Raw genomic sequence first — 14867 nt, forward strand, 5'->3', positions numbered from 1 at the left:
TCCGGCGGATCGGTCGATCCGAGCGAGAAATGGGAGCTCAGCATCCTTGAATCGGCGCTTCATGTGCAGGTGGGGTTTATGGAGCGCTTACGTTTCAGCTCCAATTCAAGCAATGAGGCTAGCTCGCAGGCCCTTCAAATGTGGTGTCCATCGTGTGTCGGTCGTAATCCAGCAGGTATGTCTGATGCAGACGATACAGCTGTGAAAGCAGATCTTTGTTGGGGCCGACCACATCCATACCTCTGTCGTCGTAGGGAAAAACCATGACGTGCTTCTTCAAATTGAAGAGGTATAAAACGCAGTTGGGTTTAGGCTGAATTGCGGCAAAGTCCCTAGCCAAAGCACACCAAAGAAATGCTTGAAGCAGAGTCGCAGGCGCTTCAAATGCGATGTTGATCCAATACTCCGGCTCCCTTTCGCAAAACCATTCCTCCGGATCTATCTCCTCACTCCAGACTGAGCATTCCGTGGGTATGTTAATGCCGGCAGATCGAAGAGCGTGAATCAGGGGCCGATGAGCAAATCGGTTGCTGCCAGAATGAATGCGCAGACAAGCAACAAGCGTCGCGTCATCAAGGAAGATATCGCTGCAGATCTTTGTTGATTTTCGTAGTGCTGTTAGAAATTGCTCAATCACTCCACCAGTTTCAGAGAGCTCAAAACGCAGACCTCCTGGATAGGAATAGAAAAGTGGCCTGGCAAATGCTTTACCCCCAAAGATCCTCTCAATTTCAAGTTGTAGATTCACTTGATCCCTTCATGGCTAATAGCCCGACTCCATAGCTTGGGCGGTGCAGACGGATATTACTGTATACGTAAGATCTGAGCTAAGCCGCGAGCGTCCGCTGTTGGCCGATTGGTGGCTGTCGCGAGCCCTGCATTCGATCCGAAGTGGACTGCACAAAGAACGGAAAAACACATTCGTCCCTTTTTTGGCTTGGCTGCCTTTTTGGCTTATCTACTCCAGACACCACCATGCCGAGTTAATGCCCCCCATGCCATGGCCATCAATCCTGTGATGCGCTGGCAAGATTGGTCTGGGAATAGCGAGGTGGATTTACTTAACAGTCGATCAGTGCGTGCATGTGTAGCGGTTGATGAGCAGCGCGAGGCTGCGTTCGAGGGCGTAGTCTTTGCAAGCCAGTAGACGCGGTTTTCCTGAAAGAACCAGCTGCGTGATTTTACGACTGCTTCGCAGCCGAACGCAGCCTCGCGCTGCTCGGCAGCTGCTACAAAAAAGTTATGCGAGGATTTCGAATGAGGTGGTGGCGAGGCGTTCGCCGTTTACCAAGATGTGCACTGCGTGTTTGCCCACATAGTGTTTACGAGTGGTGAGTTCCTTGATCTGCTGACCACGGCTAACCCGTTCAGTCGCCTTGCCAGCCAGCGTCAACGCCTTAAGCTTGAACACTTTCGCCGAGGTGCTGCCATTGGCTTTCACATAATCAATCGCATAATCAATCACCAACCGCTGACTCTCCGCCACCGTCGATCTCACCCCAAACGACAACGTGATCTTCTCCCCCAACCGAATCACCGCCGGCTCCACCTTCACCCCAACAATCTCAACCTCAGCCTTCCCACTCGCCCCAATAATCGCCAGCGCCCGCTGATTCCCCTGCTTAATCAAACTGCGCAGCGCATGCTTGGCAATCCACGCCGTGTGCTTGTTCTCCAGCGACCATCCCTCAATCAAGTCCAACACCCACTCCGGATGGTCCTTGGTAATGTCATTAAGGTGATTAGCCACCGACTTACGCACGTAAAGGCTGTCATCCGCCTTGAGGTTCTCCAGAATCGCGGAGGCCAACGTCGGATCACGCTGAATCTGCTCCAGCCGAAACGACCAAGGCAACCGCGGTCGACTGCCTTCACTAGCGAGCCGCCGCACATGCTCATTCTCATCCCGAGACCATTCCCGCATCAGCGCCAACGACCGCTCCAGATCGCTACGCAGAAAATACCGAATCGCAAATTCCGCAGAGCCAAACGCCGTGAAGTACTTGAGCGCCTCCATCGACCGCTCGAAATCATGCTCGCCATACATCGCCACGTAATGCGGCAGCGAGATGCTGACGAACCCGCTGTTCAGACGCGGGGCGAGGGCGCGCAGCACTTCGAGGGATTCTTCGTAACCCAGCGGCAACACGGCGTGCAGGCTTTCGCTGACCCGGGCCATGCGTTGCATGATCGACAGGTCGGCGAGGCCGTCGTTGGCCATTTTCAGGAAGGCTTTGGCGTTGAATGCCGGGTAGACCGCCGTCATTTCGGTGGCGATGTGCTTGAGGCGCTCGGCGTTGAAGATTTCCTTCAGCGCCGGGGCGGGTTGTTCGGCGGCGGTCATGGTCGGGTCCGTTCGAGGGGGCCGGTCAGGTTATCGGGGTACTGATGAAGGCCTCAAGCTTTTCCGCCTGCGCGGTGAATTCCGCGATTAAAGGAAAGCGTTCGGCATCGACTTGATCCGGTGTCACCAGGTTGGTGAAGCTCCAGGCGACGGCGAGGGTGATGCCGTCTTGCCCAATCAACGCGTCGTTTGCCAGAGGCTGTTTTTCCAGTTCGCGCTCAAGCGCTGAATAGGCTGCGGCGAGTTGGCCTTCGACGCGTTCAACCCAGGGCTGGTATTGAATCTCGGCGGGGCGCAGGTTGCGTTCGTAGTAAAGCTGCACCGACTTTTCGCACGCCGCCAACCCGAGCCCGATCAGGCGCCATGCGCGCAACCGTTGCTTGAGGTCGCTGGGCATCAGGCTTTTGCCGGGGCCGGCCAGGGCTTCCAGGTAGTCGATGATCAGCGTCGAGTCGATCAACACCTCGCCGTCGTCCAGCACCAGGGTAGGCGCCTTGACCACGGGATTGATCTGCTGGAAGTGCTCGAAGTGGCGGAACACCGAAACCGATTCGTGCTCGAGGTCGATGCCCAAGTGTCTGGCGGAAATGGCCACGCGCCGCACGTAGGGTGAATCCAGCATGCCGATCAGTTTCATTGAGCCGCTCCTTCAGGTGTCCATGTCGGGATGAACTACCTTAGCTGAGGTTCGGCGACCTGCAAACGGCGCTGGGCTAATCGTCGAAACCGACCTGTTCGTGAATCTCGTCGACCTTCAATTCCAGTCGATACGCCACGGCGATGAACAGCGCCTGGCACAGGCACAAGGTCGCGCTCAACGAGCGGAAGGCGAACGAGCTGCCTTCATTGACCAGCAACACGGTGTTGGCGCGTTTGGCCAGTGGCGACAGGTTGCTGTCGGTGATGATCAGGGTTTTCGCCTGATGATGCTGGGCGATGCGCAGGCAGTGCTGGGTTTCCTTGCCGTACGGGGTGAAGCTGATGGCGATCACCAGGTCATTGGCGCGCACGCTGCGCATCTGCTCGCGGTAGCTGCCGCCGAGGCCGGAGACCAGGTGGATGCGTTTGTTGGTGTGTTGCAGGTTGTAGACCAGGTAATCGGCCACCGCGAACGAGCGGCGCACGCCGACCACGTAGATGTTGTCGGCATTCACCACCAGGTCCACAGCTTTGTCGAAGGCTTCGTCATCGAGTTCCTGTCCCAGTCGCTCGATGCCGGACAGGGTCGCGTCGATGCATTCGCGGGCGAGGTCGCCGCCGCTGGCTTTCTGCGATTTGTTGGCGATCATGCTGCGAATGCGTTGCTGGTAGTTCTGCACCGGCGTGGTCTTGTGCGTGTACGCCTCGCGGAACAGGGCCTGCATTTCGCTGAAACCGCTGAAGCCGAAGCGCTGGGAGAACCGCACGATGGCCGACGGGTGCACTTCGCACTCGCGGGCGATGTCGCTGATGCGGTCGACCATGATCCGGTCGCTTTGCTGGCTCATGTAGCTGGCGATGCGTTTGAGCTGGCGCGGCAGGCTTTCGTATTCGTTGGTGATCAGCTGCAGCAGACGCTCGGCATTGATCGGGGGGCTGACGAGATCGCTGTCGGGCGTGCTCTCGGTCGTAGCCGGCTGATCGGTGCGGGACATAGGGAATCCTTCTGGCTTGTTCTTATAGGGACGACTTTTTTGTCGTCCCCTGACAATAGGTTGGCTGTGCGCAGTCTACAGGGTAGGCCGGAATAAAATCTTGAGCTTGCGGCCGGCTTGCGGTTTGCTGAAACGATGCACTGTGTCTGGAATGCTTTTGTAAAAGTTTATTGGAAAAAATATTCCACGTAAAAATTATTTGGAATAATTATTGATTGTTCGGTCCCGGTCGTTTTAGTCTGCATCCCACCAAGAGTGTTCGGCGCCTCCATCGCCCCGAACGCAGGCTGATAAAAATAACAGGAGCCAGCATGGGCCAGACTCGTTTTGCCAGTGGGCGTCAATTGGATCTGATTTGCCTGGGGCGCCTTGGCGTCGACCTCTATGCGCAGCAAGTCGGGGCGCGGCTGGAAGATGTTTCAAGCTTCGCCAAATACCTCGGTGGATCGTCCGCCAACATCGCCTTCGGCACCGCGCGGTTGGGCCTGAAGTCGGCGATGTTGAGCCGGGTAGGGGACGACCACATGGGTCGGTTCCTGCTGGAATCCCTGGCCCGCGAAGGTTGTGATGTCAGCGGCATCAAGGTCGATGCGGAACGCTTGACCGCCATGGTCCTGCTCGGTCTCAAGGACCGCGAAACCTTTCCTTTAGTCTTCTACCGCGAAAACTGCGCCGACATGGCGCTGCGGGCCGAAGACATCAACGAAGCCTTTATTGCCTCCAGCAAAGCCTTGCTGATCACCGGCACCCATTTCTCCACCGACGGCGTGTACAAGGCGAGCATTCAGGCGCTGGATTATGCCGAGAAGCACAACGTCAAACGTGTGCTGGATATCGATTATCGACCGGTGCTGTGGGGGCTGGCGGGAAAGGCTGACGGGGAAACCCGCTTCGTCGCTGATCAGAACGTCAGCCAGCATGTGCAGAAAATCCTTCCGCGTTTTGATCTGATTGTCGGCACTGAAGAAGAGTTTTTGATTGCTGGCGGCGCCGGGGATTTGCTCACTGCGCTACGTAATGTCCGGCGTTTGAGCGATGCAATACTGGTGGTCAAGCTCGGCCCGCAGGGTTGCACGGTGATTCACGGGGTGATTCCGGTGCGCCTTGAAGACGGGGCGATTTACCCCGGCGTGCGGGTGGAAGTGCTCAATGTATTGGGGGCCGGCGATGCCTTTATGTCGGGCTTCCTCAGCGGATGGCTGGAGGATGCCAGCGATGAGCGTTGCTGCCAGTTGGCCAATGCCTGCGGCGGTCTGGTGGTGTCGCGCCATGCCTGCGCCCCGGCGATGCCGACCCGCGCCGAACTCGATTATCTGTTCAACAGCCCGGTTCCAATCACGCGTCCGGATCAGGATGAGGTGTTGCAGCGACTGCATCAGGTCAGCGTGCCGCGCAAACAGTGGCGGCAGCTGTTCATCTTTGCCTTTGATCATCGAGGCCAACTGGTGGAACTGGCGCACAAGGGCGGCCGCGACTTGAACGCCATCTGCGAACTCAAGCAACTTTTTATCAAAGCCGTGGAACGGGTTGAAACCGATTTGCGTGAGCAAGGGATCGATGCGGATGTTGGGTTGTTGGCTGATCAACGCTTTGGCCAGGACTCGCTGAATGCGGCGACCGGTCGCGGCTGGTGGGTGGCGCGGCCGGTGGAAGTGCAGGGCTCGCGGCCGTTGGCGTTCGAACATGGTCGCTCCATTGGCAGCAACCTGATTGCCTGGCCGCAAGAGCAAATAATCAAGTGCCTGGTGCAATTCCACCCCGACGACGAGCCGATGCTGCGTCTGGAGCAGGAAGCGCAGATCAGGGGTTTGTATCAGGCCTCTCAGGTCAGCGGCCATGAACTGCTGCTGGAAATCATCCCGCCGAAGGATCATCCGTCGACCCATCCGGACGTGCTGTATCGCGCGCTGAAACGCCTCTACAACCTGGGTATTTACCCGGCGTGGTGGAAGATCGAAGCGCAAAGCGCCGAGGAGTGGAAGCAGCTTGATGAGTTGATTCAGGAACGTGATCCGTATTGCCGTGGCGTGGTGTTGCTGGGCCTGAATGCGCCGGCGGCGGCGTTGGCCGAAGGGTTTCAACAAGCGAGTCAAAGCCAGACGTGCCGTGGCTTCGCCGTGGGCCGGACGATTTTCCAGGAACCGAGCCGAGCGTGGATGGCCGGTGAAATCGACGACGAAGGGCTGATCCGCCAGGTGCAGGACACCTTCGTCGAACTGATCGATGCCTGGCGCACCGCCCGCGCCTGAACAACGCACCTGATTAATGGAGCTATTTGTGGCGAGGGAGCTTGCTCCCGCTGGACTGCGAAGCAGTCCCAAATCAACCGGCTCGGTGTATCAGATAAACCGCATCCACAGGTTTTACGACTGCTTCGCAGCCGAGCGGGAGCAAGCTCCCTCGCCACAGGTGATCTGTTGAACATTTTAGAAAAAACAACAAAAGGTGCAGCCATGCCCGCTATCCGAATTGGCATCAACCCGATCTCCTGGAGCAACGACGACTTGCCGTCACTCGGTGGCGAGACGCCGCTGAGCACTGCGTTAAGCGAAGGCAAGGAAATCGGCTACGAAGGTTTCGAACTCAACGGCAAATTCCCCAAAGATGCCAAAGGCGTCGGTGACGTGCTGCGGCCTTACGATCTGGCGCTGGTGTCCGGCTGGTATTCCAGCCGTCTGGCCCGCCGTTCCGTGGCCGAAGAAATCGACGCCATCGGCAGTCATGTCGAACTGCTAGCGAAGAACGGCGCCAAGGTGCTGGTTTATGGTGAAGTGGCTGACTCAATCCAGGGCCAACGCATTCCATTGGTCGAACGCCCACGTTTTCACACCGAACAGGCTTGGCGGGAGTACGCCGACAAGCTCACCGAACTGGCGCGTTTCACCCTGTCCCAAGGCGTGCGCCTGGCCTATCACCACCACATGGGCGCTTACGTCGAATCCCCGGCCGACATCGACAAACTGATGGCGCTGACCGGCAGCGAAGTCGGTCTGCTGTTCGATTCGGGCCATTGCTACATGGGCGGCGGCGAGCCGTTGCAGGTGCTGCGCAAACACATCGAGCGCATCTGCCATGTGCATTTCAAGGACGTGCGCAAACCGGTGGTGCAAATGGCGCGCAACAACCTGTGGAGCTTTCCGGACTGCATCATCAACGGCACCTTCACCGTGCCCGGCGATGGCGACATCGATTTCGCCGCGCTGCTCGAGGTGTTGCTGGCCAACGATTACCACGGCTGGCTGGTGGTCGAGGCCGAACAGGATCCGGCCGTTGCGCCCAGTTATGCCTACGCGAAAAAAGGCTATGACACCCTGCGAGCGCTGCTCGACGAAAGGATTGCCTTATGAGCCTGCTGGTCAAAAGCAACGCCCGTGGCCGGACCATGGTCGAGTTGGGCAAAGGTGAACTGGAATTCGTCGGTTTCGCCGCGTACCGCTTGAGCCTGGGCGAAACCTTGCCGGTGTCGGCGGGCGATAAGGAACTGTGCCTGGTGCTGCTCAGCGGCCGGGTCAGCATCAAGGGCGAAGCACCGGGGCAGGGCGCGTTCGACTGGGACAACCTCGGCGATCGCCAGTCGGTGTTCGAAGACAAATCGCCGTTCGCTGCTTATTTACCACCGGGCAGCCAGGCCCAAGTCGTCGCACTGAGCGACGTGCAGATCGCCGTCTGCGCCGCACCGGGCTCAGCCGATAAGGGCCTCCGCCCGCGGCTGATCAAACCCGACAGCATGAAGCGCAGCGTGCGCGGCAAGGGCGCCAACACCCGTTACGTGTGCGACATCCTCCCGGACACCGAGCCCGCCCATTCGCTGCTGGTGGTGGAAGTGCGCACGCCGTCGGGACATTCGTCGAGCTACCCGCCGCACAAACACGACACCGACGACCTGCCGCACCAGAGCTTTCTCGAAGAAACCTATTACCACCAGATCAACCCGCCCCAAGGCTTCGTGTTCCAGCGCGTCTACACCGACGACCGCAGCATCGACCAAGCCATGGCCGTGGAAAACAGCGACCTCGTGGTCGTGCCCAAGGGTTATCACCCGGTCAGCGTGCCCTACGGCTACGAGTCGTATTACCTGAACGTGATGGCGGGGCCGAAACGCGTCTGGCAGTTCCATAACGATCCGCAGCACAGCTGGCTGCTTGATCTCTGAACTAAAAAGCCTGATTTCACTTTCTGCACGGAGAACAAGAACAATGAGCGACGCCCCGGTCATCGGCCATTACATCGACGGTCAAGTGCAAGACAGCGGCAGCGAGCGGTTCAGTAACGTCTTCAACCCGGCCACCGGCAAAGTTCAAGCGCGCGTCGGGCTGGCCAGCCAGAAGACCGTGGACGACGCCGTTGCCTCGGCCCTGAAAGCATTCCCGGCCTGGTCCGAGCAATCGTCCCTGCGCCGTTCGCGGGTGATGTTCAAGTTCAAGGAGTTGCTCGACCGTCATCACGATGAACTGGCAGAAATCATCAGCCGCGAACACGGCAAGGTGTTTTCCGACGCCAAGGGCGAAGTCACCCGTGGCATCGAAATCGTCGAATACGCCTGCGGTGCGCCGAACCTGCTGAAAACCGAGTTCAGCGACAACATCGGCGGCGGAATCGACAACTGGAACCTGCGTCAGCCACTGGGCGTTTGCGCCGGCGTCACGCCGTTCAATTTTCCGGTGATGGTGCCGTTGTGGATGATCCCGCTGGCGCTGGTCACCGGTAACTGCTTCATCCTCAAACCCTCCGAGCGCGACCCGTCCGCCAGTTTGCTGATGGCGCGCCTGTTGACCGAAGCGGGGTTGCCGGACGGCGTGTTCAACGTGGTTCAGGGCGACAAGACGGCGGTCGACGCACTGTTGCAACACCCGGACATCGAGGCGATTTCCTTTGTCGGCTCGACGCCGATTGCCGAGTACATCCACCAGCAAGGCACTGCTCGCGGCAAGCGGGTTCAGGCGCTGGGCGGGGCGAAGAACCACATGATCGTCATGCCCGATGCGGATCTGGATCAAGCCGCAGACGCCTTGATCGGTGCAGCTTATGGCTCGGCCGGCGAGCGCTGCATGGCGATCTCGATTGCCGTTGCGGTGGGTGATGTCGCTGACCAGCTGATTGCCAAACTGCTGCCGCGCATCGATCAACTTAAGGTCGGCAATGGTATGCAGGGCGACAGCGACATGGGGCCGTTGGTGACGGCCGAACACAAGGCCAAGGTCGAAGGCTTTATTGATCAGGGCGTGGCGCAAGGTGCGCAGCTGATTGTCGATGGCCGTCACTTCAAAGTGCCTGGTGCCGAAAATGGCTTCTTCGTCGGCGCGACGCTGTTCGATAACGTCACGACCGAAATGAGCATCTATCAGCAGGAAATCTTCGGTCCGGTGCTGGGCATCGTCCGCGTCCCGGATTTCGCCAGCGCCGTCGCTTTGATCAACGCCCACGAATTCGGCAACGGTGTGTCGTGTTTCACCAGCGACGGCGGCATTGCCCGAGCCTTCGCCCGCACCATCAAAGTCGGCATGGTCGGCATCAATGTGCCGATCCCAGTGCCCATGGCCTGGCACTCGTTCGGTGGCTGGAAACGTTCGTTGTTCGGCGACCATCACGCCTATGGCGAAGAAGGCATCCGCTTCTACAGCCGCTACAAAAGCGTGATGCAGCGCTGGCCCGACAGCATCGCCAAGGGCCCTGAATTCAGCATGCCGACGGCCAAATAATTCACCTGTGCGGAGAACAACAATAATGAGCAAGCCCCTGCGTTTCGCCCTGAACCGTATGGTCGCCCCACGTTTGTCCCTGCCGGCGTTCATCGACTTGGCGGTGTCGCTCAAGGCCGACGCCATCGAGATCCGCAACGACCTTAAAGGGGTCGAGATCGAGGACGGCACCTCGCCCGAACGTGTCCGTGAGTTGTGCGCGGCCAAAGGCATCACCGTGCTGTCGATCAACGCGCTGTATCCGTTTGATGTGTGGAATGACGAGCGCCGGGCGCAGGCCATGAAACTGGCGGCTTATGCTCGCGATTGCGGCGCGCAGGGTTTGGTCATGTGCCCGCTGAATGATCGCGCCGACCCGCGAAACGAAGCAGAGCGCGCATCCGGCCTGCGTACGGCATTGAGCGAACTGGCGCCGATCCTGCGCGATCACGGCATTCTCGGATTCATCGAGCCATTGGGGTTTGAAGAATGCTCGCTGCGACTCAAGCGTACGGCGGTGGATGCGATCAAGGCGATTGGCGGGCTGGATGTGTTCCGGCTGGTTCATGACACCTTTCACCACCACCTGGCCCGCGAGCATGAGTTCTTCCCCGAGCTGACCGGGTTGGTGCATATCTCCGGCGTCGAGGATGCCGAGGCGCCGCTGGCGACCATTCGCGACGGCCACCGCGTGCTGGTGGGCGAGGGCGACATCCTCGGTAATGCAGCGCAGATCGACAAGCGGCTACCTGTCGTTCGAACCGTTTGCCGACAGTGTCCATGGCCTGGCGAATATCCAACAGGCCATCGGCGCGAGCATGGATCACCTGCAAAACTCCCAAGATTAATGAAGATCCCTGTGGGAGCGGGCAAGCCCGCTCCCACAGGTTTTTTTGGTGTATTGAAGGATCGGTTATGACCACAACAAGACTGACCATGGCCCAGGCCCTGGTGAAATTCCTCGATAACCAGTACATCGAGGTCGATGGCGTCCAGAGTAAATTCGTCGCCGGGATCTTTACCATTTTCGGTCACGGCAACGTGCTGGGTCTGGGGCAAGCCCTGGAGCAGGACAGCGGCGACCTGATCGTCCATCAGGGCCGCAACGAGCAGGGCATGGCCCACGCCGCCATCGGTTTCGCCAAGCAAAACCTGCGTCGCAAAATCTACGCCTGTTCCTCATCCGTCGGCCCTGGCGCGGCCAACATGCTGACCGCCGCCGCGACGGCCACCGCCAATCGCATTCCCTTGCTGCTGTTGCCCGGTGACGTTTACGCCTGCCGCCAGCCGGACCCGGTGCTGCAACAGATCGAGCAGTTCCACGACCTGAGCATCAGCACCAACGACGCGTTCAAGGCTGTCAGCAAATATTGGGACCGCATCAACCGTCCCGAGCAGTTGATGACCGCGGCGATCCACGCCATGCGCGTGCTCACCGACCCTGCCGAAACCGGCGCCGTAACCCTGGCCTTACCGCAAGACGTGCAAGCCGAGGCCTACGACTATCCCGATTATTTCCTGCAAAAACGTGTGCACCGCATCGAACGTCGTCCGGCCACCGAAGCGATGCTCGGCGATGCCTTGGCGCTGTTCAAAGGCAAGCGCAAGCCGCTGATCATTTGCGGTGGCGGGGTCAAGTACTCCGGCGCCAACGCGGCGTTGCAGGCGTTTGCCGAGCGTTTCGATATTCCCTTCGCTGAAACCCAGGCCGGCAAGAGTGCGGTGGTGTCCAGCCATCCGCTGAACGTTGGCGGGATCGGTGAAACCGGTTGTCTGGCGGCGAATCGGTTGGCCCAGGAGGCGGACCTGATTATTGGCATCGGCACCCGCTACAGCGATTTCACCACCGCGTCGAAATCCCTGTTCCAGAATGCGGACGTGCAATTTCTCAACCTCAACATCAGCCCGTGCGATGCCTTGAAACTGGATGGCGTGCAATTACTGGCAGACGCGAAAACCGGTTTGCTGGCGCTGTCCGATGCACTGGGCGATTACCGTTCCAGCTGGGGCGATCAACCGCGCCAAGCCAAGGCGCAACTGGACGAGGAGGTCGATCGTCTCTATCAGATCGAGTACCGGAGCAAAGACTTCTCACCGGAAATCAACGACCGCATGGACCCGGCGGTCCTGCGCGAATTCATCGAGCTGACCGGTTCGTGCCTGACCCAGAGCCGCGTGCTCGGCGTGCTCAACGAAACCCTCGCCGATGACGCCGTGATCGTCGCCGCCGCCGGCAGCCTGCCCGGTGATTTGCAGCGCAGCTGGCGCAGCAAGGGCGTGAACACCTATCACGTCGAGTACGGTTATTCCTGCATGGGTTACGAGGTCAACGCCGCCTTGGGCGTGAAACTCGCCGAGCCCGAGCGCGAGGTCTATGCGCTGGTCGGCGACGGCTCTTACATGATGCTGCACTCGGAGCTGGCGACCTCGATCCAGGAGCGCCGCAAGATCAACGTGGTGCTGCTCGACAACATGACTTTCGGCTGCATCAACAACTTGCAGATGGGCAATGGCATGGACAGCTTCGGCACCGAATTCCGTTTCCGAAACCCGGACACCGGCAAGCTCGATGGCGGCTTCGTGCCGGTGGATTTCGCCATGAGCGCGGCGGCTTACGGCTGCAAGACGTACAAAGTGAACACCGTTGAAGAGCTCAAAGCCGCGCTGGCGGATGCGCGCTTGCAGACCGTTTCGACGCTGATCGACATCAAGGTGCTGCCCAAAACCATGATTCACGGCTACCTGTCGTGGTGGCGGGTCGGCGTGGCGCAAGTCTCCACCAGCGCCCGCACCGATGCGGTGGCCAAGACCCTGAACGAACGACTGGCCAAGGCCCGTCAGTACTGACTGCTCGACAAAAATTCCAACAGGAGATCAGAAATGTCTTTGAAGCTGGGTGTTATCGGTACAGGGGCCATCGGCCAGGATCACATTCGTCGTTGCAGCCAGACCTTGCTCAACAGCCAGGTTGTTGCGGTCACCGACATCAATTTGCAGCAAGCCGCCAAGGTGGTTGCCGACTTGAAACTGACCGCCGAGGTCTACCCCGACGGCCACGCGCTGATCCAGGCGCCGGAAGTCGAGGCGATCCTCGTCACTTCCTGGGGCCCGAGCCACGAAGCGTTTGTGCTGGCAGCGATTGCGGCGGGCAAACCGGTGTTTTGCGAAAAGCCCTTGGCCGTCACCGCTGAAGGCTGCCGCAACATCGTCGAGGCCGAAGTGGCCCATGGCAAGCGCCTGGTGCAGGTCGGTTTCATGCGCCCATACGACGAAGGTTATCGCGCCCTCAAAGCGGTGATCGACAGCGGTCAGATCGGCGAACCGCTGATGCTCCACTGCGCGCATCGCAACCCGACTGTGGGCGAGAATTACAAGACCGACATGGCGATCACCGACACGCTGATCCATGAACTTGACGTGCTGCGCTGGTTGCTCGACGACGATTACGTGTCGGTGCAAGTGGTGTTCCCGCGCAAGAGCAGCAAGGCCCTCGCGCATTTGAAAGACCCGCAAATCGTGCTGCTGGAAACCGCCAAGGGCACGCGCATCGATGTGGAAGTGTTCGTCAATTGCCAGTACGGCTACGACATTCAGTGCGAAGTGGTGGGGGAGACCGGCATCGCCAAACTGCCGGAGCCTTCGCAGGTTCAGTTGCGCAGTGGGGCGAAGTTGTCGAATGCGATTTTGATGGACTGGAAGGATCGCTTCATCGCGGCTTATGACGTCGAGTTGCAGGCGTTCATTGATGGCGTGCGAGCGGGACAGGTGGGCGGCCCATCGGCGTGGGACGGCTTCGCCGCCGCCGTCGCTGCGGATGCCTGCATCGAAGCCCAAAACAACGGCCAGATCGTAAAAGTCACCTTGCCAGACCGCCCACACTTCTACGGCTAACCCCAAAACCTGTGGGAGCGGGCTTGCCCGCGATAGCGGTCCATCAGCCACATAGATGTTGAATGTGCTGCCGTCATCGTCGGAACGCCGCCCGGAGCAAGCCCGCTCCCACAGTGACCGTGTTCTATTTATAAGGAGAATTCATCCATGCGCATCGGACTTGTCGGTTACGGCCATGGCGGCCGGTTTTTCCATGCTCCGCTGATCAGCAGTCTGCCGGCGGCGACGTTCGTTGGCGTGGTCACCCGCTCCCCGGAGCGCCGACAGCTGCTGGCGGCCGAGCACCCCGGCGTGCCGGCCTTCGACAGCATCGGCCAACTGGTGGAAGCCGGCGTCGATGTGCTGGTGATTTCCACACCGCTCAAGGGGCGCCCGGCGCTGGTGCTCGACGGTATTGAACACGGCGTGGCGGTGGTCAGCGACAAGCCGTTCGCCGCCGATGCGCAGCAAGCCCAGACCCTGATCACCATGGCCGAGCGGCAGGGCGTACGGCTCAGCGTTTACCAGAACCGCCGCTGGGACTCGGACTTCCTCACCGTACGCAAACTCATCGAGTCCGGCGCCCTCGGTCACGTCACCCGTTTCGAATCGCGGATCGAGCGTTACTCGCCGCAGTCGGTAAACAACGGCAGCGGCGGTGGCTTCCTGCGTGATCTGGGCAGTCATCTGGTGGATCAGGCGTTGCTGCTGTTCGGCCCGGTAACAAAGGTATACGCCGAACTGGATTACCTGGAAAAAGGCCAGGTCTTCGACAACGGCTTCTTTATGTCCCTGACCCACGCTAACGGGGTGATCTCGCACCTGGGCGGCAGTTGCCTGCAAAACACCCCGGGCCCGCGTTTTCGCGTGACCGGCACCCAAGGTTGTTACAGCGTCGATGGCCTGGACGGACAGGAAGCTTCAGCGCTCGCCGGGCTCTCGCCGAAATCCGAGGGTGAACGCTGGGGCGTGGAAGAGCATCGCCGCTGGGGCTGGTTCGAACAGGGAGAAGTGCGCGAACGCGTTCCCTCGGAGCGCGGGTGCTGGAATCAGTTCTATTTGCGGCTACAAACCGCGTTACAGAGCGGTGGCCCACTGCCTGTGGACGCCCGTGATGCACTGGCGACCACCCGCGTTCTAGACGCTGCGCGACTGAGCTTCGAGCACCATCGAGTGGTGGAATTAAGCCCATTTGAGAGTCATGGAACAAAATCAGAATAAAATTCTAAAATGAGTTGATATAGAAATAATATTCCAATAAAGTCATTTCCAGCGAACTGCCACTCGCTCGATTTCAACGCTTTTCCCGCTTGCCTGCTTACTGAAAATCGTCACGCCTCA

General features: G+C 59.4%; 11 protein-coding genes and 1 pseudogene. 8 read left to right on the plus strand and 4 right to left on the minus strand.

Annotation, left to right across the window (positions count from 1 at the left end):
* Positions 1–118: 118 nt before the first annotated feature.
* The 4 genes from ACYZT8_RS12115 to ACYZT8_RS12130 all read right to left on the minus strand — a co-directional run bounded on the left by ACYZT8_RS12115 (position 119) and on the right by ACYZT8_RS12130 (position 3978).
* Positions 119–748: a DUF3885 domain-containing protein gene (locus tag ACYZT8_RS12115; RefSeq protein WP_461981382.1), complete on the minus strand. Its 630-nt coding sequence runs from the start codon at positions 746–748 to the stop codon at positions 119–121.
* Between the two features lie 492 nt (positions 749–1240).
* Positions 1241–2344 carry a DNA alkylation repair protein gene (locus ACYZT8_RS12120; protein WP_461981384.1) on the minus strand — a complete coding sequence of 368 codons (1104 nt, stop codon included), beginning with the start codon at positions 2342–2344 and terminating at the stop codon, positions 1241–1243.
* 25 nt (positions 2345–2369) lie between these two features.
* The gene (locus ACYZT8_RS12125) at positions 2370–2981 is read right to left on the minus strand and encodes a glutathione S-transferase (RefSeq protein ID WP_461981386.1); all 612 of its coding nucleotides are present in this window, start codon (positions 2979–2981) and stop codon (positions 2370–2372) included.
* Positions 2982–3057: 76 nt separating this feature from the next.
* Positions 3058–3978, minus strand: coding sequence for a MurR/RpiR family transcriptional regulator (locus tag ACYZT8_RS12130; RefSeq protein ID WP_461981388.1), 921 nt, complete (start codon positions 3976–3978; stop codon positions 3058–3060).
* A 311-nt stretch (positions 3979–4289) separates the two neighbouring features.
* Here ACYZT8_RS12130 and ACYZT8_RS12135 point away from each other — a divergent pair, with 311 nt between their 5' ends.
* The 8 genes and pseudogenes from ACYZT8_RS12135 to ACYZT8_RS12170 all read left to right on the plus strand — a co-directional run bounded on the left by ACYZT8_RS12135 (position 4290) and on the right by ACYZT8_RS12170 (position 14747).
* A complete protein-coding gene (locus tag ACYZT8_RS12135; protein WP_461981391.1) occupies positions 4290–6227 on the plus strand; it encodes a bifunctional 5-dehydro-2-deoxygluconokinase/5-dehydro-2-deoxyphosphogluconate aldolase in 1938 nt (645 codons plus the stop codon).
* Positions 6228–6431: 204 nt separating this feature from the next.
* Positions 6432–7325: a myo-inosose-2 dehydratase gene (gene iolE / locus ACYZT8_RS12140; protein WP_461981393.1), complete on the plus strand. Its 894-nt coding sequence runs from the start codon at positions 6432–6434 to the stop codon at positions 7323–7325.
* Entirely contained in the window at positions 7322–8131 is an 810-nt protein-coding gene (gene iolB, locus ACYZT8_RS12145) for a 5-deoxy-glucuronate isomerase (RefSeq protein ID WP_461981395.1), read from the plus strand. The genes iolE and iolB overlap by 4 nt, the downstream gene beginning before the upstream one ends.
* A 43-nt stretch (positions 8132–8174) precedes the next feature.
* On the plus strand, positions 8175–9677 hold the full coding sequence (locus tag ACYZT8_RS12150; protein WP_461981397.1) for a CoA-acylating methylmalonate-semialdehyde dehydrogenase: 1503 nt from the start codon (positions 8175–8177) through the stop codon (positions 9675–9677).
* A 25-nt stretch (positions 9678–9702) separates the two neighbouring features.
* A pseudogene (locus ACYZT8_RS12155) lies at positions 9703–10504 on the plus strand (TIM barrel protein).
* Between the two features lie 67 nt (positions 10505–10571).
* Complete coding sequence (gene iolD, locus ACYZT8_RS12160) at positions 10572–12503, plus strand: 3D-(3,5/4)-trihydroxycyclohexane-1,2-dione acylhydrolase (decyclizing) (protein ID WP_461981399.1); 1932 nt, start codon at positions 10572–10574, stop codon at positions 12501–12503.
* 33 nt (positions 12504–12536) lie between these two features.
* Positions 12537–13547 carry a bifunctional inositol 2-dehydrogenase/D-chiro-inositol 1-dehydrogenase gene (iolG, locus tag ACYZT8_RS12165; protein WP_461981401.1) on the plus strand — a complete coding sequence of 337 codons (1011 nt, stop codon included), beginning with the start codon at positions 12537–12539 and terminating at the stop codon, positions 13545–13547.
* Between the two features lie 147 nt (positions 13548–13694).
* Positions 13695–14747, plus strand: coding sequence for a Gfo/Idh/MocA family protein (locus ACYZT8_RS12170; RefSeq protein WP_461981403.1), 1053 nt, complete (start codon positions 13695–13697; stop codon positions 14745–14747).
* The last annotated feature ends 120 nt before the right edge of the window (positions 14748–14867 follow it).

The organism is Pseudomonas sp. LB3P93 (genome assembly GCF_054898025.1).